We start from the raw sequence: 20,129 nt of genomic DNA, 5'->3' as shown, positions 1-20,129 counted from the left end.
TCTTAACTACCACTTCGAAGTTTTATTGGCTCAATCAGTTCTTTCAGTACTGAATTAACCCAGGTAAGGGTAGAAGTATCCCCTACCGACGCACTTTCCATCCAATTGGGGGTAGAAGGCCTTGCAACCAGCAGGATTTGAGTCGCATTTTTATAGATTGATCCTGGGTAAATTCTAGATAGTTTTATTTGTGCTGACTCTGGCAAAACAACTGGCGTTAGTCGAAGATTCTTTCCAGATATTGCAACATCTGTTAAACCTAAGCTCTTGGCAAATAAACGTAGTGAAGCAACTGCCATTAATTCCAGCGCCGCTTCAGGGATTGGACCAAATCGGTCAACTAGCTCTCCACTAATTTCAGCTAATGCTTCATCATTTTGTGCATCTGCAATTCGACGATAAAGATCAAGCCTTAATCTTTCTGACTCTATGTATTCAATCGGTAGGTGTGCATTAACTGGTAACTCCACCTTGCACTCATTATTCTTAGGTTTCTCATCAAAGTATCCGGTCTTAAATTCATCAACAGCATCTGCAACCATTCGCATATATAAATCAAAACCAACTTCAGCAATATGACCTGATTGTTCACCGCCTAGTAAATTTCCTGCTCCTCTAATCTCTAAATCCTTCAGTGCAACCTGCATTCCAGCACCTAGATCAGTATTTGTCGCAATGGTGGTCAAGCGATCATGCGCTAACTCAGTTATTGGTTGCTCTGTTGGATATAAGAAGTATGCATACGCTCGCTCTCTACTTCTTCCAACCCGGCCTCTAAGCTGATGAAGTTGGGATAAACCAAATAAATCTGAGCGATCAACAATTAATGTGTTCGCATTTGGAATATCAATTCCGCTTTCAATTATTGTTGTGCACAAGAGTAAATCAAACTCTCTATTCCAAAAAGATAAAATCACCTCTTCTAAAACCCGCTCATTCATCTGCCCATGAGCAATTCCAATTTTAATTCCAGGGACTAATTTCTTTATTCGCTCTGCTACCGCTTCAATACTTTCTACTCGATTGTGAATAAAAAATATTTGTCCATCACGTAATAACTCTCGATTTATTGCAGCACTTACCTGCTTTTCATCATATGGACCAACATAAGTTAAGACTGGATGACGCTCTTCCGGTGGCGTGGTTATATTCGACATCTCTCTAATGCCAGTAATAGCCATCTCTAAGGTTCTTGGAATCGGTGTGGCAGACATAGCTAAGACATCCACATTAGTTCTTGCCTTTTTTAACTCTTCTTTATGTTCAACGCCAAAGCGCTGCTCCTCATCAACAACAAGTAATCCAAGATTTGCAAATTCAACATCTTTTGAAAGTAATCTGTGTGTACCAATAACTACATCAACAACTCCAGATTTAAGTCCTGCGATTACTTCTTTGGTCTGCGCTGCTGTGTTAAATCTTGATAGTGCAGCTAGCTTTACTGGAAAGCCAGCGTAGCGAGTGGAGAAGGTATTGAAGTGCTGCTGCACAAGTAATGTTGTTGGAACCAAAATTGCCACTTGTTTGCCATCTTGCACAGCTTTAAATGCTGCACGTACTGCAATTTCAGTTTTGCCATAGCCGACATCACCACAAACAATTCGATCCATTGGGTTTGGTTTTTCCATGTCCCGCTTTACTTCATCAATGGTTGCTTGTTGATCAATTGTTTCAACAAATGCAAAACTATCCTCTAACTCTTTTTGCCAAGGAGTATCGGGTGAGAATGCAAAACCTGGCGCACTCATTCTTGCCGCATAAAGTCGAATTAACTCTGCTGCGATCTGCTTAACTGCTTTGCGTGCTTTTCGTTTACTGTTCTGCCAGTCGGCGCCACCAATTCGATGAAGTGCTGGTGCTTCTCCTCCTACATACTTTGTAACCTGTTCTAAGGTATCGGTGGGTACAAATAATTTATCGGCTGGTTGTCCCCGCTTTGAAGAGGCGTATTCAATTACTAGAAACTCTCGTGAAATTCCTGCGATAGTTCGATTTATTAGTTCTAGATATTTACCAACTCCATGTTGCTCGTGAACAACAAAATCGCCCACTTTTAATTGCAATGGATCGATGGACTTCTTTCGCCGAGAGGGCATTCGAGCAAGATCTTTATCTGATGATCGTTGACCTGAGATATCTTTATCAGTAACTACAACTAACTTAAACTCATCACTGATGAAGCCATGCTTTAAATCACTTTGAACTAGATTTACAAGTCCATCTTGGGAAGCTTGATTGATTTTAAGAATCTGATTAGAAATACTGGCTGCGTTTAGTAATTCAGAAAAACGTTTTAAAGTGCCATTTGCAGCTGCTGTGAACACAACCTGGTAGCCCTCATTATTCCACTGAGCAATCTCTTCGACAGCAACCTCGTATTTATTGCCATAGTTTTCAATCTCTGCCAGAAAATCAAGTGGAATATCTTCAGGAGTTGCCGCATAAAGATTTAAGTTTCGAATAGTGAATTGAGATTTTTTAGCTTGAGAATAAATCTCTGCTAACTCATAAAATCCACCGCGGCCTAATTCTTCACTCAAATCAAGTGGTACTTGCAGATCCACCTGATCACTCCATGCCAAGTTAGACCAGGCTGCCTCTAGGAACTCTTGATTCGTGTTTATTAAATCAACTGATCTGGTTTTAATCCTTGGCTCATCAATTAACCAAATTTGGCAGCCACTTGGTAGGTAATCCAAAATTGATTTGAAATCTGAAACCACGCCAGCAGCCAGTGATTCCATTCCTTCAAAAGTAATTCCTTCACTTAGCTTTTGAGCTAACTCATTTATCTGAGGGAATTTCTCTCCCAGCACTTTCGCGCGAGCTTTAACACCTTCATCGATTATTAGCTCTCGACATGGGTAAATAACCACTTCACTTGCGATGGCATCTAATGATCGCTGGTCTGAGATAGCAAAGTAAGTGAGTTCATCTATTTCATCTGCAAAAAAATCTATTCGAATTGGATGTTCTTGATCAGGTGGGAATAAATCCAAAATTCCACCTCTAACTGCAAAATCTCCACGCTTTTCCACTAAGTCAGATCTTAAATAACCGAATCTAGATAATTGCTCAATTAGATCAGCCATACTTACAGACTCATTTTTTTTGATTCTTATTTGAGAATTTTCCACATCATTTGCAATTATTGGTTGTAATAACGCTCTAATTGAGCAAACTATGTATTTACTTTTTTTATTTCTTAAATCATTTAAAGCTTTAAATCTTGCGGTAACTGTGTCAGATTTAGGGCTAAGACGCTCGTGCGGCAAAGTTTCCCATGCTGGAAAGTTAATAACTTGATCGCCACCTTCAAGAGAAGTTAGCTCCTGCGCCAATTCGTTAGCGGTACGCGTTGAGGTAGTAACAACTAAAATTGGTGAGTTTTGGTTTATGCACAGTAGTGAGTGAGTGGCCGCAGGTGCAATCAGATTTTCATTTTGATCTAAGTATTTTTGAATTGGCTCACGCAAAAGGTTAAGTATGCTTTTCATCTACTCTCCTTTCACCGTTAAACGCCACTTACCCCCGCTCCATAAATGAAGGGGGGGTTAACGGTCTAATTCTACGACCACCAACTGGGAGCAAACGCCAAAAAGGTGTGCCAGAAGAATTAAGAACCTGTAATGATTAAGCCATGATGGCCGGGGCGGATAACACGGATTTACGCAATGATGTTCGCAAACTGGCTGATCTGCTTGGTCAAACTCTTGCTAGACAAGAAGGTGAAGAGCTTCTTTCGCTAGTTGAATCAGTTCGGCTTTCCGTTAGAGAAGGTCAGCAAGATGAGATTCTAAATAAGCTAACAGATTCACAAACTATTTCTCTGGTCAGGGCATTTAGTAATTTTTTTAATTTAGCAAATGTTGCTGAGCAAGTTAATCGATCTAAAGATATTGCAGCTGAACATAAATCCGAAGGTTCTTGGCTTGGTAAGGCAATAGAAAATATTGCAAAAGCCCAGCAGGATGGTAAGGATTTTTCAACTAAAGATCTACAAAATTGGCTTGATAACTTCTCAGTGAGGCCGGTATTTACGGCACATCCAACGGAGGCTGCTCGGCGATCTGTTTTGAGCAAAATGACAACAATTGCTCAATTACTTGAACAGCCAGAGAGCCAAATAAAAAATGATCGCTTAGCAGAGGCAATCGATTTACTATGGCAAACAGATGAACTTCGCTTAGGTCGACCAGATCCGCTGGACGAGGCGGTGAATTCAATCTATTACTTAGATGAACTACTTCTTGAAACTGTGCCGGAGGTATTAGCTGAGTTTGTAAATGAAATTAAAAAATTAGGAATAAATCTTTCGCTAACAGCTAGGCCGTTAAGGTTTGGAACTTGGATTGGTGGCGATAGAGATGGAAATCCAAATATCACTGCAGCAGTGACAAAATCAGCAATACTTTTGCAAAATGCTCATTTCACTCGAACTATGTTTTCACATCTTGATGAGTTGCGACAGGCACTATCAATTTCAACTAAATTAGCTGGAGTTTCTAAGGAGTTAGAAAAATCAGTAGAAAAAGATTTAGAGAATTTACCTGAAGTAGAAGCACGGTATCGAAGAATAAATGTGGAAGAGCCTTATCGCTTAAAAGCAACTGCAATAAGACATAAGCTATCCCTGACTCAATCAAGGCATGCTGCAGGATTGCCTCACTTTCCAGGAAGAGATTACAAAGACACCGCTGATTTACTTAAAGACTTTGAAGTAATGCGTTCATCTCTGCTTTCAAATAATGGTGAATTAATTGCCAATGGCTTACTTGATCGAATCATGCGATCGATTAATGCCTTTGGATTAACCCATGCAACTATGGATATCAGAGAGCACTCTGAGGTTCATCACAAATTGTTAAATCAAGTATTAGGTGGCTCTAGTGCAGAAATTCTTACCAAACAGCTTCTTGAGAAATCAACACCTGTTCTAAAGGATTTAGATTCACCAAGTGATAACTGCTTTAAAACATTTGAGGCAATTAATGATCTAATTGATCGATTTGGCCCAGAAGTAATTGAAAGCTACATAATCTCAATGACTAAATCTGCAAATGATGTGATGGCTGCTGTCGTAATTGCCAAGATAGCAGGATTAATCTCATTGCAGGGCTCTGATTCCTTTGCAAAGATAGGTTTTATTCCACTATTGGAAACTGTGGCAGAGCTTAGATCTGCCGATAAAATATTAGATGAGTTATTAAGTGATAAGAATTATCGCAAAATTGTTGAATTACGTGGTGGAATCCAAGAAGTAATGCTTGGTTATTCAGATTCAAATAAAGATGCTGGCATAACAACTAGCCAGTGGGAGATTCATAAGGCGCAGCGAAAGCTAAGAGATGTTGCTATGAAGCATTCGGTAAAGCTTCGACTATTTCATGGCCGCGGTGGTTCAGTTGGCAGAGGCGGTGGACCAACTTATGATGCGTTAATCGCATTGCCATGGGGTTCGATTGATGGTCAGATAAAAATGACTGAACAAGGTGAAGTTATCTCTGACAAGTTTGGCCTACCGGCATTAGCTAAAGAAAACTTAGAGTTAACTTTAGCTGCTGCACTTGAAGCAACTGTTTTGAATAGAAAACCACGTCAATCAAGTAATGACCTAAACACCTGGAATGAGTGCATGGATTTAATAAGTGAAAGTGCTTATAGCTCTTATCGAGCGTTGGTTGATCAAGAAGAATTGCCAGCTTACTTTTATGCATCAACACCAGTTGAACAGTTAGGAAATATGTTTTTAGGATCTCGTCCTTCAAGGCGGCCAGATGCATCTGCTGGTTTGGAATCTCTACGTGCTATTCCATGGGTTTTTGGTTGGACACAATCTCGCCAAATTGTGCCGGGTTGGTATGGAGTTGGTTCTGGACTTAAAGCTGCTCGTGAAGCAGGGAGATCAGATTTACTTCAAACATTACTTAAAGAGTGGCATTTCTTTAGAACCTTTATAAGTAATGTTGAAATGACTCTGGCAAAAACTGATTTAGTTATTGCCCAGCGTTATGTGACAACTTTGGTTGATCCTTCTCTTCATAAAATCTTTGATCAAATAAAAGTAGAGTTTGATTTAACAGTTAAAGAGTTGCTACTAATGACCAATAAGAGTGAGATTTTAGGTAACCAGCCAATATTGGCAAGAACTTTGCAGGTTAGAGATACCTACCTTGCGCCAATTCAATTACTTCAAATATCACTTCTGAAAAGGGTTCGCACACAAAAGCAGGCAGACCCGCTTCTAGCAAGAGCCTTGCTTCTAACGATTAATGGTGTTGCAGCAGGTTTGCGTAATACTGGATGAGTAGGCTGGCGGAAGTTTTAGACAGGGGTCAAATTGGCTAAGCAGTTTATTTATCCATTTACATTTGGCGATAAAAGTAAATCGGATTTGCTTGGTGGCAAGGGTGCAAATCTTGCTGAGATGGTCCAAATGGGATTACCTGTTCCACCAGGTTTTACGATTACAACAGATGCCTGCCGTGAGTACTTAACAACTGGCATTGTTCCAGCCCAACTACATGATCAAATCCATGTATCACTTGCAAATTTAGAAAAGATTGTGGGAAAGAATTTTGGCGATGCAAGTAATCCACTCTTAGTTTCAGTTCGATCAGGTGCTAAGCACTCCATGCCAGGCATGATGGAAACGGTGTTAAATGTTGGTATTACTCCTGAAGTTGCAGATGCCATGGCAAAATCATCTGGAAATGAGAAGTTTGCCTGGGATTCATATCGCAGATTTATCGATATGTTTGGCCGAATTGTTTGTGACCTGCCCGATGAAATGGTTCATAAAATTGAAGGCGAGTATCTAAAAAAAGCAAATGTGAAAGTAGTTGCTGAATTATCAGCCTCTGCCTTGAAGGAGTTAGCGCAAGATTTAATTAAGGCAATAGAGCAATTTACTAATAAGCCATTTCCTAAAAAACCAATTGATCACCTAACTCAATCAATTGAAGCGGTGTTTAAATCTTGGAACTCAGAACGCGCCCAGCTATATCGCCGCAGGGAGCGAATTCCATCTGATCTTGGAACTGCGGTAAATATTCAATCGATGGTATTTGGAAACTTAAGTGATGACTCTGGTACTGGTGTGGCATTCACCAGAAACCCAGCAACTGGTGAGACTGGAAGTTATGGAGATTATTTAGATCGCGCGCAGGGTGAGGATGTAGTTGCCGGTATTCGAAACACAATGTCACTTGCAGATATGTCTAAAAAAGAGCCTGTTGTTCACGCAGAGCTAGAGCGATTGATGAAAACTTTAGAGGATCATTACCGAGATTTATGCGATATTGAATTCACAGTCGAACGCGGAAAGCTTTGGATATTACAAACTCGGGTAGGAAAGCGAACGGCTGAGGCAGCATTTCGTATTGCAACTCAATTAGTTGATGAAGGCAAGATCTCTATGGATGAGGCGCTAATGCGCACAAGTGGTGATCAATTGGCGCAGTTGATGTTTCCACAATTTGATTTGAGTGCAAACCAAAATTTAATTGCCACCGGAATAGCTGCCTCCCCAGGCGCAGCGGTTGGTGAAATTGTCTTTAACTCAAAACGAGCATTTGATTTAGCAAAAACTGGACGTAAAGTAATTTTAGTTCGCAGAGAAACTAGCCCAGATGATTTAGTTGGCATGGTTGCTGCTGAAGGAATTTTGACTAGTCGTGGAGGTAAGACCTCTCATGCCGCTGTTGTTGCAAGAGGTATGGGAAAGACTGCAGTTTGTGGAACTGAAAGCATCAGTGTGGATGAAAAATTATTGCAATTTACAGTTGGGGATTTAATTGTTCGAGAGGGTGAGGTTGTATCAATTGATGGCACAACTGGTTGTGTTTACTTAGGTGAGCTACCAGTTACCCAATCTCCAGTTACTTCATACCTAGAGGGAACTCTGCTTGCTAGTGCAAAAGATGCCACACCGGTTGTGAAGGCAGTTGACCGAATTTTGCAACATGCAGATGAGATTCGAAAGTTATATGTGAGAGCAAATGCTGATACGCCAGAAGATGCCCAGCGTGCTAAAACTTTAGGCGCACAAGGAATTGGTTTATGTCGAACTGAGCATATGTTCTTAGGTGAGCGCAGAAATTATGTAGAGCGAGTTGTCTTGGCAGAAAATGAATCTGAACAAAATGCTGTTATTGCTGAGATGCAGCCTCTGCAACAAGCAGATTTCGTAGGAATCCTTAAAGCAATGTCTGGTTATCCAGTAACAGTTAGATTATTAGATCCACCTTTACATGAGTTCCTGCCAGATCTGGCAACTCTAAGTGCTGAGATGGCAACAGCCGAGGCGCTAAATTCAACAATTACACCACGCGATAAAGCAATCTTTGCTGCAGTAAAGCGTTTGCATGAATCAAATCCAATGCTTGGACTTCGCGGTGTGCGCCTTGGCATATTAATTCCTGAGTTATTTAAGATGCAGGTGCGTGCATTAGTACTTGCCTCACTTGAGGTTCAAAAGGCAGGTTTTGATCCAAAGCCTGAGTTGATGATTCCATTAGTTGCAACTCAGCGTGAGCTTTTGTATTTAAGAGAAACTTTGGAAGAGGAGATTAAGAAAACCTTAAATGGCGCGCAATTAGAGATGCCTATTGGCACCATGATTGAAACACCCAGGGCTGCAATTACCGCAACAAGATTGGCAGATTACGCAGACTTTTTCTCATTTGGCACAAATGATCTAACCCAACTTACCTGGGCATTTAGCCGCGATGATGTTGAGTCAACATTCCTGCCAAGATACTTAGATCTAGAGCTTCTCCCATTTAATCCATTTGAATCACTAGATCAAGATGGTGTTGGTTTATTAGTAAAAATTGCTAGAGATCAAGCCCGGGCATATCGAAAAGATTTCAAATTAGGTGTTTGCGGTGAACATGGCGGAGATCCAAGAAGTATTCACTTCTTTCACAACTTAAATCTAGATTATGTTTCATGCTCACCATTTAGAGTGCCGGTTGCCCGGCTTGAATCAGGCAGAGCTAAGGTAATTAAGAGTTAAAAGCGGTTTGAGCTTTATCCATTCCAGTTAAAACTAAAGCAGTAATTGCATCAGCGCCTTGCGCTATGAATTCACCTAAATCTTTTCGCTCCTCTTTGCTGAATGGCTTTAATACAAAATCAGCTGGATCTTGATCCCCGATCGGACGGCCAATGCCCATTCTGATTCGAAAGTAATCAGCAGTTGAAAATGATGCAGTTAAAGATTTAAGACCATTATGCCCATTATCCCCGCCACCTTGTTTAATACGAAGAGCGTTAAATGGCAGATCAAGTTCATCATGAACTGCAATAACTTGAGTGGGTTCAATTTTATAAAAATCTAGTAACGCCTTAGCTGGCCCACCAGTTTCATTCATATATCCACGAGATTTGGCTAAAACTAAAGTTTGTTCACCACATTTAACCTCGCAAATTTCCATTCGAGATTTGTGGGAAGAGAATTTGTTACCACCGCAAAGTTGATCTAAGACAAGTTGACCAATGTTATGTCTGGTTTTTTCATACTCAGGTCCAGGATTTCCAAGACCAATTACCAACCAACGATCAGCCATAAGTTAAGGCTAGTGCCAACTTACTTCTTTTTGTCCTTCTTATCATCGCCACCGGCAGGGGCTGCAGCAGATGCAGCAGCATCGCCTTCAGCAGGTGCAGCAGCAGCATCACCTTCAGTAGCAGCGGCAACAACTGGTGCCTCTTCAACCTCAGCAGATCTAACTGACAAGTGCACAACAGTCATCTTTGGATCGCTAATTAACTTAACACCCTCTGGCAGAACAACATCAGCAGCTGATTTAGATTCACCAGCCATCATGCCTTCCATGCTCAACATTAAGAATGCAGGAATGTTAGTTACATCAGTCTCAACCTCAATAGAGTTATTTGTGTGTTCCAAAATTCCATCTTGGTCATACTTACCTTCAGTATGTACTGGAACAGAAACAACAACTCGCTCACCGCGGCGCACGATAACTAAATCAATGTGCTCAAGCAGACCAGTTAATGGATCACGGCTAACAGATTTTGGAAGTGTTAACTCTGTGTGATCGTCTAATACAACATCAATCAAAACGTTTGAAGTCTTTAATGCAATTCCTAGTTCACGAGAAGGTAATGCCACATGCTGTGGTTTCTCGCCATGTCCATAAATTACCGCCGGAATAAATCCATCACGACGTGATCTACGAGATGCACCTTTACCGAACTCAGTTCGGCGTGCTCCCTTAATTGAAATCTCAGCCACTTTACTTCTCCCTCGATAACGGTTTGATCCCTCGCGGAATGAAGCGCAAGGTTATCTAATGGGTGGGTAAAAGGACAAATCGATGGTGCGCCCGCAGGGATTCGAACCCCGAACCTTCTGATCCGAAGTCAGATGCTCTATCCAGTTGAGCTACGGGCGCAATTTATTTTTTCGGTAAATCTCTTATTAACTATGCCCATCAAAAAGACTTGTAACTGAGCCATCCTCAAACACCTCTTTGATCGCACGTCCAAGAAGTGGGGCGATAGATAGCACCGTTAAATTATCAAATCTATTCTCCTCAGCAATTGGCAAAGTATTGGTCACAACAACCTCAGAAACTCTTGATTTCTTCAATCGATCAATCGCAGGACCAGAAAGTACTGCATGGGTAGCAGCAATAATTACATCCTTAGCCCCTGCGTCAATTAACGCATCCACCGCTTTTGTAACAGTGCCGGCAGTATCGATCATGTCATCAATAACCACGCAGGTCATGCCTTTAACATCACCAACAACTTTTCCAACAGTTGTCTCATTAGGAATTCTTGGATCACGAGTTTTATGAATAAAGGCAATACTGCAGCCACCTAGTAACTCACTCCATCTTTCTGCAACTCTTACTCGGCCTGAGTCTGGGGAAACAATTACTAAGTTCTTGCGATCAACTTTGCTACCAACATAATTTGTTAACAATGGAAGTGCGAATAGGTGATCAACTGGGCCATCAAAGAATCCTTGGATTTGAGATGTGTGAAGATCTACACACATTAATCGATCAGCTCCAGCAGTCTTAAATAGATCAGCCATTAATCTGGCAGAGATTGGTTCACGTCCACGATGTTTTTTATCTTGCCTGGCATAACCATAAAATGGTAGAACAACGGTAATTCGCTTTGCCGATGCTCGCTTTAACGCATCGACCATAATTAACTGCTCCATGATTTGTTTATTTACCGGCGCACTATGGCTTTGTAATACGAAGGCATCACTGCCGCGAACGCTCTCTTCAAATCTGATAAATATTTCACCATTGGCAAAGTCATAAGCTGATGTTGGTGTGATTGGGATGCCAAGTTCGGCGGCAACCTCATCTGCTAACTCTGGATAGGCGCGTCCTGAAAATAGGCGCAAACTTTTCTCGGAGGATAAGCGAATCTCGTTCAGTTTAGCTTCCCCCTCACTGTGGTGAATCTAGGTTAACTCTACTAGAAACTACTTACTCTTTTGCCCCAGCCTTTTTTGCCGCTGCTGCTGATTTACTATCTTTTCGTTTTTTAAGTACCCAGCCCAAGATATTTACCTGGCGAGCGCGACCAATTCCAATCGCACCTGCTGGCACATCCTCATTGATCACTGATCCAGCAGCCGTATAGGCACCGTCTCCCACACTTACTGGTGCGACCAACATGGTGTCGCTACCAATTCTTACATGATCGCCAACCTTAGTTTTATGTTTATTCTCGCCATCATAATTAACAAAGATGGTGGCTGCGCCAATATTGCTCTCGACTCCGATTTGCGCATCACCAACATATGAAAGGTGGGCAACCTTTGATTTAGCTCCAATCGTTGAATTTTTAATCTCAACAAATGAGCCTGCCTTACTCTCATCCTTTAGGACGCTTCCTTTACGTAGGTATGTAAATGGGCCAACCTTGGCGCCTTTTCCAATAACAGACTCAGTGCAATTAGATTCAACAACTTTCGCGCCTTCCTCCACTACACAAGAATTAAGTGTGGTGCGTGGTCCAATAACCGCCTCTGATTTAATGTCACTCTCACCAGTTATTGATGACCCTGGGTAAATAACAACATCTGCTTCAATCTTCACACCATGATCAATCCAGGTTGTGGTTGGATCCAAAATAGTCACACCATTTAACATATGCTCAGAATTAATTCGATCTCGCATAATCGCTGCGCACTGCGCTAATTGGGTACGATCATTAATTCCTAAAGTTTCACTGTAATCATTGGACAATATTGCATGGGATTTCTTCCCACTTGAATTTATTAAGCTAATAACATCAGTTAGGTATAGCTCCTTTTGAGCGTTGTTATTTTTAAGATTTTTTATTTCCTCACGTAATACCGCTAGATCAAATAGGTAAACACCGGTATTAATCTCATCAATCTCTTTTTCTTCCTCGGTTGCATCTTTTTCTTCAACAATCTTTAGTATTTGATCATCAGATGCTCTGATTACTCGGCCATAACCGGTAGGATCTGGCTGCAGGGCGGTTAATACTGAAGCAATGTTTTTTCCATCATTATGAACCTGGATAAATTCACTTAGGGTTTGATTGGTTAGCAGTGGGGTATCACCTGCCAAAACTAAAACTGTGCCATCACCTTTATGTTCAGCCAATGCTAACTGGGTAGCACTGCCCGTGCCATCTCTTTTTTCCTGAAATACAGTTTTTGCCTCAGGTGAAATCTTTGCAAGATGTTGGATTACCTCATCCTTATTAGCACCAACTACTACCGTTAAATTCTTTGGTGATAATGGCTTAACTGATGCGAGTAAATTTTCAATTACAGAACGCCCGGCAATCTTATGTAGCACCTTGGATTGTTTTGATTTCATCCGCTTGCTATCCCCGGCCGCGAGGACAATGACAAGTGATAACTTGCTCATCATTTACCCCCTTAACTTGGTGGCTCCGCCACCAGGTATCGATCCTGGACCCTGAGCTTCAAAGGCTCATGTGCTAGCCACTACACAATGGCGGAACCTGAATTATCCCTTATAACTGGTTAAATTAAAAACTTTCAATTATTCGTGCGCCATTAGTAGGCCCGCTTGCTCTAACAACAGAGGAAACAACCCCACTACTGCTTAATGCAACGGTTAAATCCATTGCATGATCATCATCGGATACTAAAAATGCAACTGTTGGACCTGAGCCAGAGACAATGCCACCGAGTGCGCCGTAATCAACACCAACATCTAAAACCAATCTAAGTGCTGGGCGTAATGAACAAGCTGCAGGTTGTAATTCATTTGTTAATGCTTTTCCTAATGCTTTTGCATCCCCTGCTCGTAATGCTTGCATTAATGGCTCACTGACCACAGGTGCTGCGATTGATAAACCTTCGCGCAGGCGATCACACTCTTGGTAAACGGACGGTGTTGCTAATCCTTGACCAGAAAGAGCAAGTACCCAGTTATAACTTCCCTTTGCAAGTGCTGGTGTTATTTGATCACCTCGCCCAGTTCCAATTGCAACTCCGCCACAAATTGAAAATGGCACATCAGAGCCAATTTTGCTGCCAACTGATTCCATTACATCACGGGAAAGCCCGAGTTCAAATAAAGAATCTAAACCAACAATTACACCGGCAGCATCGGCGCTACCACCTGCCATGCCACCTGCAACTGGAATCTCTTTTTTTAATTTAATCACTAAATCTTCTGGCAGATCATAATTCTTAATCATTAACTGCGCCGCTTTAACCGCCAAATTAGAGTTATCTGCTGGCACGCCCCCTGAAGTTTGCCCAGTGATACTTATCTTTACTCCCTCACCCTTTTCAGCTGTTGCCACAGTGACATCATCAAAGAGTGAGATTGCTTGAAAAACTGTTGTTACTTCATGAAAACCATCAGCGCCAAGTGGACCAACAGAGAGTTGCAGATTTACCTTAGCCGGAACTCTGGCGGTAACTCCTCGTGATCTCATGGTCTAGAGCGTATTGGTTTTATAACTTACTTGCGTGAATTATGCGCAAGTAATTGCTCACCTATTTGAAAAAATTGCTCAACTGCCAATGCCTCACCACGAATAGTTGGATCAATCCCGGCAGCTATTAGATTATCTTCAGCCTCACCTTCAAATAAATCTGCGATTGCAGATCGCATCATTTTTCGTCTCTTAGCAAATGCCTGATCAATAATTGAAAAGGTGGCACTTCGTTGGCGTTCATCACCTAATGGCGCATGGCGCACAAAGCTAACTAAAGATGAATCAACATTTGGAACTGGCCAAAAAACTGACCTGCCAACTGAACCTGCCATCTCTAAATCGACCCACCAATTAGCTTTTGCGGTTGGAGATCCATACTGCTTATTGCCAGGCTTTGCAGCTAATCGATAAGCCACCTCACTTTGCACCATTACCACGCCTCGATTAATTGATGGAAATCTTTCTAAGAGATTAAGCAGTACTGGGACGGAGATGTTGTAAGGCAAATTTGCAACTAATACGGTTGGTTTAGTTGGCAATTGCATAAGTCCCATTGCATCTTGATTTAAAACGATTAGATTTTTGGAATCAAAGCCATGTTTTTCAACTGTGATTGGAAGTTGATTAGCTAGTCGATCATCAATTTCAACAGCTAGTACTTGGTGGGCGTTTTCAAGTAAAGCTAAGGTCAGTGAGCCAAGTCCAGGGCCAATTTCTAATGCAATATCGCCTTCACTAACTTGGGCTAGTTTTACAATCTTTCGACAGGTATTTGCATCAACTACAAAGTTTTGACCTAATTTTTTTGTTGGCTTTAAATCTAACTCTTTAGCTAACTCTCTAATCTCAACTGCGCCCAGCAGGGTTTTCATTTAAAACTTTCCGAAAATACGTTCAGCATTTTCAGAGATCGCACCAGCTAAGTAATCCACTGATTCACCCCTTAGATCTGCCATCACGCGCAAAGTATTTGGAATCTGGGCTGGTGTATTTAATGAACCTCGATTTGGCATCGGTGCTAAAAATGGTGAATCAGTCTCAACTAATAACTGTTCAACTGGGACGAGTACCACTGCCTCACGCAACTCTGGTGCGTTCTTAAAGGTTAATGTTCCAGCGAAGGAAAGAATGTAATTATTAGCAATGCACTCTTTTGCCATTTGGGCATCCCCTGAGTAGCAGTGAAAAATAGTCTTATCAGGAGCTCCCTCTTGGATTAATAAATCTAATACCGCACGATGTGAGTCACGATCATGAATTACTAATGCTTTATTGTGATCCTTAGCCATCTTTATATGACGAGCGAAAGAGTACTTTTGTTTATCTCTTAACTCCTCCGGTGTTCTAAAGAAATCTAGGCCAGTCTCACCTATTGCTCTAACTCTTGGGTTTGATGCTAACTCTTCAATAATTTTTAAATCTTTTTCTAAGTCATCAACAACTGGTGCTTCATTTGGATGCAATGCAACGGCGGCTACAACTTGGCCTATGAAACTTTCAGCACATTTGACTGACCAAATTGATTGCTCGGCGGAGTAACCAACTTGAACTACTCGATCGATTCCAACTGATGCGGCTTCATCTAAAGTTTGTTTAATTAAAGGTGAATCTGGCTCACTGTTGTGGATTAATTCCAGGTGAGCATGTGAATCAACTGTCTTGGTTTTGATTGGTTCTGGAAGTGGTCCAGGCTTTCGATCAAGATCGCGGTTATGACGATCTGCCATAAATTACTTAACCTCTTCTAATCTTGGAAATAGCACATCAGTTTTTGTTACAACACTTCCGGCTGGTAATTGTCCCCAGTTTGCTACCTTACTTATTTGTTGCTTACCAAGGTCGCCAAGTGAAGATTGAGCGCCCAGTGATTGCCAGAGTTTTTCCGTTACCTCAGGCATTACTGGATGAAGTAATACAGCTAATGCGCGAAGTGATTCAGCGGTGTTATATAAAATCCCATCAAGCTCAGACTTTCTAGATGAATCCTTTGCCACTACCCATGGCTCTTTCTCAGTTACATATCCATTTACTCTCTTACAAAAATCCATAATTGTATTTATGCCGCCTTGAAAATCAAGTGCGCAAATTGCTTCATCAGCACTCTTTACACTTTGATCTAACAAGGCAGCGAGTGATTCATCTTTAGCGATACTTGGAATTTTTCCTTCGCAATACTTTTCAATCATTGCTATTAATCTAGAAGCTAAATTGCCAAAATCATTTGCTAATTCACTGGTGTATCTAGCTGCCATATCCTCCCAAGAAAATGAGCCATCGCTGCCAAATGGAATAGCTTTTAAAAAGTAGTATCTAAAAGCATCTACTCCAAAATCTTTTGTGATATCAGATGGGGCAATGCCGGTTAACTTACTCTTAGACATTTTCTCACCACCAACTAGCAACCAGCCGTGAGCAAATATTTTCTTAGGGACTGCTACCCCTGCTGCCATCAACATTGCTGGCCAGATAATTGCGTGAAAGCGCAAAATATCTTTACCAACTAGGTGCACATCAGCTGGCCAAGTTTTAGCAAACTTCTTTCCACCATCACTAGATGCCTCATCACCTAATCCAACAGCTGTTGCATAATTTAATAACGCGTCAAACCAAACATAGATAACCTGCTTGGTATCCCATGGAACTGGTATTCCCCAATCAAAGGTGGATCTTGAGATTGAAAGATCCCTAACTTCACCTTCTAAAAATGAAATAACCTCATTACGAGCACTTTCTGGCTGGCATGCATCTGGGTTTGATTTGTAGTAATCAAGTAATGGTTGTTTGAAGGCTGATAATTTAAAGAACCAATTATCTTCACTTAACATTTCAACTGGCTTGGAGTGGATCTTGCACTTACCTTCATCTAAATCACCAGGCAACTTAAACTCTTCGCAACCAATGCAATATGGGCCTTCAAACTTTCCGGCATAAATGTGTCCTGAATCTTTTAAGCCTTGGAGGAATTTTTGGACTCGAATGCTGTGTCGATCCTCTGTGGTTCTAATGAAATCATCATTGGCAATATTTAAATCTTTCCAAACTGGCTTCCATGCAGAATCTACTAATTTGTCACACCAATCCTGAGGTGATGTGTTATTTGCTTGCGCAGTATTTAATACTTTTTGGCCATGTTCATCAGTACCGGTAAGAAACCAAACTGACTCACCACGTTGGCGATGCCAACGGGTTAAAACATCACCAGCAACAGTTGTGTAAGCATGGCCAATATGGGGCGCGTCATTCACATAGTAAATGGGCGTAGTTAAATAAAAAGATTTTTCGGCCATGATCAGATCTTATCGCCACTCTTGGCGGCAACCATGGCATCAAATACAACCCGCTTAGAAACTCCAGTTTCTTTTGCAATTAGTGCTATTGCCTCTTTGCGGCCTTCACCATTTGCCTCCAGGTTTAACACCAATTGAATTAAATCTGCTTGATCAAACTCTCTACTTCCAGGATCAAAGCCTTCGATCACAATTGTTAATTCCCCTAAAACATCTTTTGATTTTGCCCATTCAATAAGTTCAGCCAGAGTTCCACGAACTACTTCTTCATAATGCTTACTCATCTCTCGACAAATAGCACCATTTCGATCCAATCCAAATCCAGTCGCGGCATCAGTAAGTGATTCAACAATTCGATGTGGAGCCTCAAAGAAAATAATGGTGCGCTCTTCTTGCGCTAGATCCTTAAACCATTTTTCCCTGGCACCTTGAGTGCGAGGTGGAAAGCCTTCAAAACAAAAACGATCAGTTGGTAAGCCAGAAAGTAGTAATGCAGTTGTTACCGCACTTGGCCCAGGCAATACTTTAATTTTTACATCTGCTTGAAGTGCTGCTCTGATTAATCGGTAACCTGGATCTGAAATACCAGGGGCGCCAGCATCGGTAGCAACCAAGATATCTTTTTGCGACTTTAGAAGAGTAGTTAACTCATCAATTTTTTCACTTTCATTTCCTTCAAAAAATGAAATCACCTTTGCATGGTGCTTAATATTTAACTCTTGGCAAAGTCTGGCAAACTTTCGTGAATCCTCAGCAGCTACATACTGCACTTGCCCAATTGCCTCAATTAAATGCGCAGAGGCATCACGAGCATCACCGATTGGTAAGCAGGCCAGGATTAACATCTGCTAATTCTCTCAGGTTATTTCATTGCTGTTGTTCGCTCAGGTCTTAGGCTGACCCTGTGAGTATTACTCGTTTTCGCCACTTAGCCCCGATCTCAATCATTATTGGCTTTGCGCTATCACTTCGACTTTGGCGGTTGAATCTTCCAAAAGGTTACATTTTCGATGAGGTTTACTACGCAAAAAATGCGGCATCACTCATTACTGATGGAGTTGAATTAAATGAACAAGGAGAATCTGAATTTGTTGTTCACCCACCATTTGGAAAATGGTTGATTGGTATTGGAATTAAGCTTTTTGGAAATAATGAATTTGGATGGCGAGTAATCGCTGCAGTAATTGGTAGTGCTTCTGTCTTATTGATTTATTTAATTGTGCAACGACTTTTTAGCTCCTTATTCTTAAGCAACATAGCAGCAGCCTTGTTTGCACTCGATGGACTTCATCTTGTTATGTCTAGAGTGGCTCTGCTTGATATTTTCTTAATGTTTTTTATACTGCTCACCTTTTATCTAATTCTTAGGAATGATCTTTGGTTAAGTGGAGTAGTAATTGGCCTTGCAGCTGCGACCAAGTGGAGCGCAGTATTTGTAATACCTTTTTTAATCTTGCTAACAGTAAATATCGGTGGTGCTAATTTTGCTACCTGGGGCAAGAGGTTTAGCCAATTTGTATTAACGCCTCTGGGTATCTACTTACTGTCTTGGAGTGGATGGATCATTAGCTCAAAAGGTTGGGCAAGAGATTCTGGGTCAAACTTTTTTTCCTCGCTCTGGAATTACCATGTTGAGATAATGAATTTTCACCGGGGTTTAACTGAACAACATACCTACGCGGCAAATCCTTGGAGTTGGCTGGTGCTGGGCAGACCAACATCTTTTTACTATGAAACTCCTAAAAATTGCGGAGCGCAATCATGCTCACAAGAGATCTTGGCAATTGGCACCCCAATTTTGTGGTGGGCGGGAATCTTTGCAATTGCAATAACAGTTGGATTATTCATCGCAAACAAGGATCGAGTTTCAGCCTTTATTCTTGCTGGAATTGCTGGCACCTATTTACCTTGGTTTTTCATCCAAAATAGAACCACATTCTATTTTTATGCGATTGCAATCTTTCCATTCATTGTTCTAGCTCTGATTAATGTATTTAACTGGGCGCTAAATAATCAGATAAATCGCAAATTAATATATGGATTTGTAATTACTGTGGGTGTTAATTTCATTTACTTTCTGCCAATTTTTATAGGAATTAACATCCCATATGTGGATTGGTTAGCCAGAATGTGGCTGCCTAGCTGGATCTAATTACTCGTTTACCGCTTTATCTTCCTGGGTTAAATCAGTAACCATTGCTTGATCAAAGAAATCATCATCTCTGCCAGAAAGTGCTTTGATGCGCTCTTGATCAGCGCTCCACTGTCCAGTTGAAGTTAAATCAATTATTCGCTTACTTGGAACTGCCTTTGCCGCGGTGGTGTAAACAGGTCTTGGTAATTTAGTTGGCTGCCAACCTTTGCGATCCTTAGGGACAACAACTACGCCGGTGATCTCGGTTCGATCGGCAAATGGAACCCAATGCTCATGGTTGCTTTTTTCTTCTACTTTTTCTGGAATCAAAGTTGTTGGAATCTTACTATTCGTGATCTTTTCTAATGCTTTTAATCTTCTAATCTTTAACTGTGACGCGACAACTTGTTTTCTAACATTAACTAAATAAATTAGTAAAGCAGTACCTGGAATTAAAGTGGTTGTGAAATCTAAGAATCCAACACCTGCGCAAATTAGTGAGAGAAAAGTGAGTGAGATAAGTGAGCCAAAAATTAATCGACGTTGTAAAAATACCTTAGTTTTATCTTCCAACCTTGGTTCAGTTTTTATATTTGGATTATTTTCTGCCACTACCAGCATCGCATTTTTATATCTTTCAATCGCTCGCCCTGAATTATCTTCATGCTTACTCAACCATTGCGGCAAGAAGTAGGCAGCCCACATGGCGATGATGATTAAATAGATAAAACCCGAACCCATAAAGCACAACAATAAAT

The 20,129-nt window shown here is 41.1% G+C and carries 14 protein-coding genes and 2 tRNA genes; 3 read left to right on the top strand and 13 right to left on the bottom strand.

Annotated elements, in window-relative coordinates; translation table 11 throughout:
- Positions 1-2: 2 nt before the first annotated feature.
- Complete coding sequence (mfd, locus tag B1s21122_RS00945) at positions 3-3,497, bottom strand: transcription-repair coupling factor (RefSeq protein ID WP_095681074.1); 3,495 nt, start codon at positions 3,495-3,497, stop codon at positions 3-5.
- Between the two features lie 143 nt (positions 3,498-3,640).
- Here mfd and ppc point away from each other — a divergent pair, with 143 nt between their 5' ends.
- Both ppc and ppdK read left to right on the top strand, forming a co-directional pair.
- Entirely contained in the window at positions 3,641-6,307 is a 2,667-nt protein-coding gene (gene ppc, locus B1s21122_RS00940; protein WP_190278570.1) for a phosphoenolpyruvate carboxylase, read from the top strand.
- A 33-nt stretch (positions 6,308-6,340) separates the two neighbouring features.
- The gene (gene ppdK / locus B1s21122_RS00935; RefSeq protein ID WP_095681075.1) at positions 6,341-9,019 is read left to right on the top strand and encodes a pyruvate, phosphate dikinase; all 2,679 of its coding nucleotides are present in this window, start codon (positions 6,341-6,343) and stop codon (positions 9,017-9,019) included.
- Here ppdK and pth read toward each other — a convergent pair.
- From pth to rsmI, 11 genes are all read right to left on the bottom strand, one after another.
- The gene (gene pth, locus B1s21122_RS00930; protein WP_095681076.1) at positions 9,009-9,572 is read right to left on the bottom strand and encodes an aminoacyl-tRNA hydrolase; all 564 of its coding nucleotides are present in this window, start codon (positions 9,570-9,572) and stop codon (positions 9,009-9,011) included. The two genes, ppdK and pth, sit on opposite strands and share 11 nt — an antisense overlap.
- Before the next feature lie 20 nt (positions 9,573-9,592).
- The gene (locus B1s21122_RS00925) at positions 9,593-10,261 is read right to left on the bottom strand and encodes a 50S ribosomal protein L25/general stress protein Ctc (protein WP_095681077.1); all 669 of its coding nucleotides are present in this window, start codon (positions 10,259-10,261) and stop codon (positions 9,593-9,595) included.
- Positions 10,262-10,344: 83 nt separating this feature from the next.
- Positions 10,345-10,421 (bottom strand) — tRNA-Arg (locus B1s21122_RS00920).
- A 26-nt stretch (positions 10,422-10,447) separates the two neighbouring features.
- The gene (locus B1s21122_RS00915) at positions 10,448-11,428 is read right to left on the bottom strand and encodes a ribose-phosphate diphosphokinase (RefSeq protein WP_095681078.1); all 981 of its coding nucleotides are present in this window, start codon (positions 11,426-11,428) and stop codon (positions 10,448-10,450) included.
- A gap of 52 nt (positions 11,429-11,480) precedes the next feature.
- On the bottom strand, positions 11,481-12,902 hold the full coding sequence (gene glmU, locus B1s21122_RS00910; RefSeq protein ID WP_095681079.1) for a bifunctional UDP-N-acetylglucosamine diphosphorylase/glucosamine-1-phosphate N-acetyltransferase GlmU: 1,422 nt from the start codon (positions 12,900-12,902) through the stop codon (positions 11,481-11,483).
- 20 nt (positions 12,903-12,922) lie between these two features.
- Positions 12,923-12,997, bottom strand: a tRNA-Gln gene (locus B1s21122_RS00905).
- 29 nt (positions 12,998-13,026) lie between these two features.
- Entirely contained in the window at positions 13,027-13,947 is a 921-nt protein-coding gene (locus B1s21122_RS00900; protein ID WP_095681080.1) for a 4-(cytidine 5'-diphospho)-2-C-methyl-D-erythritol kinase, read from the bottom strand.
- Positions 13,948-13,973: 26 nt separating this feature from the next.
- A complete protein-coding gene (gene rsmA, locus B1s21122_RS00895) occupies positions 13,974-14,822 on the bottom strand; it encodes a 16S rRNA (adenine(1518)-N(6)/adenine(1519)-N(6))-dimethyltransferase RsmA (RefSeq protein ID WP_095681081.1) in 849 nt (282 codons plus the stop codon).
- The gene (locus B1s21122_RS00890) at positions 14,823-15,677 is read right to left on the bottom strand and encodes a TatD family hydrolase (RefSeq protein ID WP_095681082.1); all 855 of its coding nucleotides are present in this window, start codon (positions 15,675-15,677) and stop codon (positions 14,823-14,825) included.
- A gap of 3 nt (positions 15,678-15,680) precedes the next feature.
- Positions 15,681-17,237 (bottom strand): methionine--tRNA ligase, encoded by a 1,557-nt coding sequence (gene metG, locus B1s21122_RS00885; protein WP_095681083.1) that lies wholly within the window; start codon positions 17,235-17,237, stop codon positions 15,681-15,683.
- Between the two features lie 2 nt (positions 17,238-17,239).
- The gene (gene rsmI / locus B1s21122_RS00880) at positions 17,240-18,082 is read right to left on the bottom strand and encodes a 16S rRNA (cytidine(1402)-2'-O)-methyltransferase (protein WP_095681084.1); all 843 of its coding nucleotides are present in this window, start codon (positions 18,080-18,082) and stop codon (positions 17,240-17,242) included.
- A gap of 59 nt (positions 18,083-18,141) precedes the next feature.
- On the opposite strand from rsmI, the gene B1s21122_RS00875 reads away from it, so the two are divergent.
- Positions 18,142-19,389 (top strand): dolichyl-phosphate-mannose--protein mannosyltransferase, encoded by a 1,248-nt coding sequence (locus B1s21122_RS00875; protein ID WP_095681085.1) that lies wholly within the window; start codon positions 18,142-18,144, stop codon positions 19,387-19,389.
- On the opposite strand, the gene B1s21122_RS00870 is transcribed toward B1s21122_RS00875, so the two are convergent.
- On the bottom strand, positions 19,390-20,112 hold the full coding sequence (locus B1s21122_RS00870; RefSeq protein WP_223299067.1) for a hypothetical protein: 723 nt from the start codon (positions 20,110-20,112) through the stop codon (positions 19,390-19,392).
- Between the last annotated feature and the right edge of the window lie 17 nt (positions 20,113-20,129).

Origin of the sequence: Candidatus Nanopelagicus limnes (assembly GCF_002287885.2) — a bacterium.
Taxonomy (GTDB): domain Bacteria; phylum Actinomycetota; class Actinomycetes; order Nanopelagicales; family Nanopelagicaceae; genus Nanopelagicus; species Nanopelagicus limnae.
Note: the sequence above shows the minus strand (reverse complement) of the source record. Positions and strands in the feature narration are given on the sequence as shown.

Excerpts from the sequence above, each read along its gene's own strand:
- rsmA (WP_095681081.1), bottom strand. The coding sequence starts at position 14,822 with ATGAAAACCCTGCTGGGCGCAGTTGAGATTAGAGAGTTAGCTAAAGAG.
- mfd (WP_095681074.1), bottom strand. The coding sequence starts at position 3,497 with ATGAAAAGCATACTTAACCTTTTGCGTGAGCCAATTCAAAAATACTTA.
- rsmI (WP_095681084.1), bottom strand. The coding sequence starts at position 18,082 with ATGTTAATCCTGGCCTGCTTACCAATCGGTGATGCTCGTGATGCCTCT.
- B1s21122_RS00870 (WP_223299067.1), bottom strand. The coding sequence starts at position 20,112 with ATGGGTTCGGGTTTTATCTATTTAATCATCATCGCCATGTGGGCTGCC.
- metG (WP_095681083.1), bottom strand. The coding sequence starts at position 17,237 with ATGGCCGAAAAATCTTTTTATTTAACTACGCCCATTTACTATGTGAAT.
- B1s21122_RS00900 (WP_095681080.1), bottom strand. The coding sequence starts at position 13,947 with ATGAGATCACGAGGAGTTACCGCCAGAGTTCCGGCTAAGGTAAATCTG.
- glmU (WP_095681079.1), bottom strand. The coding sequence starts at position 12,902 with ATGAGCAAGTTATCACTTGTCATTGTCCTCGCGGCCGGGGATAGCAAG.
- pth (WP_095681076.1), bottom strand. The coding sequence starts at position 9,572 with ATGGCTGATCGTTGGTTGGTAATTGGTCTTGGAAATCCTGGACCTGAG.
- B1s21122_RS00890 (WP_095681082.1), bottom strand. The coding sequence starts at position 15,677 with ATGGCAGATCGTCATAACCGCGATCTTGATCGAAAGCCTGGACCACTT.
- ppc (WP_190278570.1), top strand. The coding sequence starts at position 3,641 with ATGATGGCCGGGGCGGATAACACGGATTTACGCAATGATGTTCGCAAA.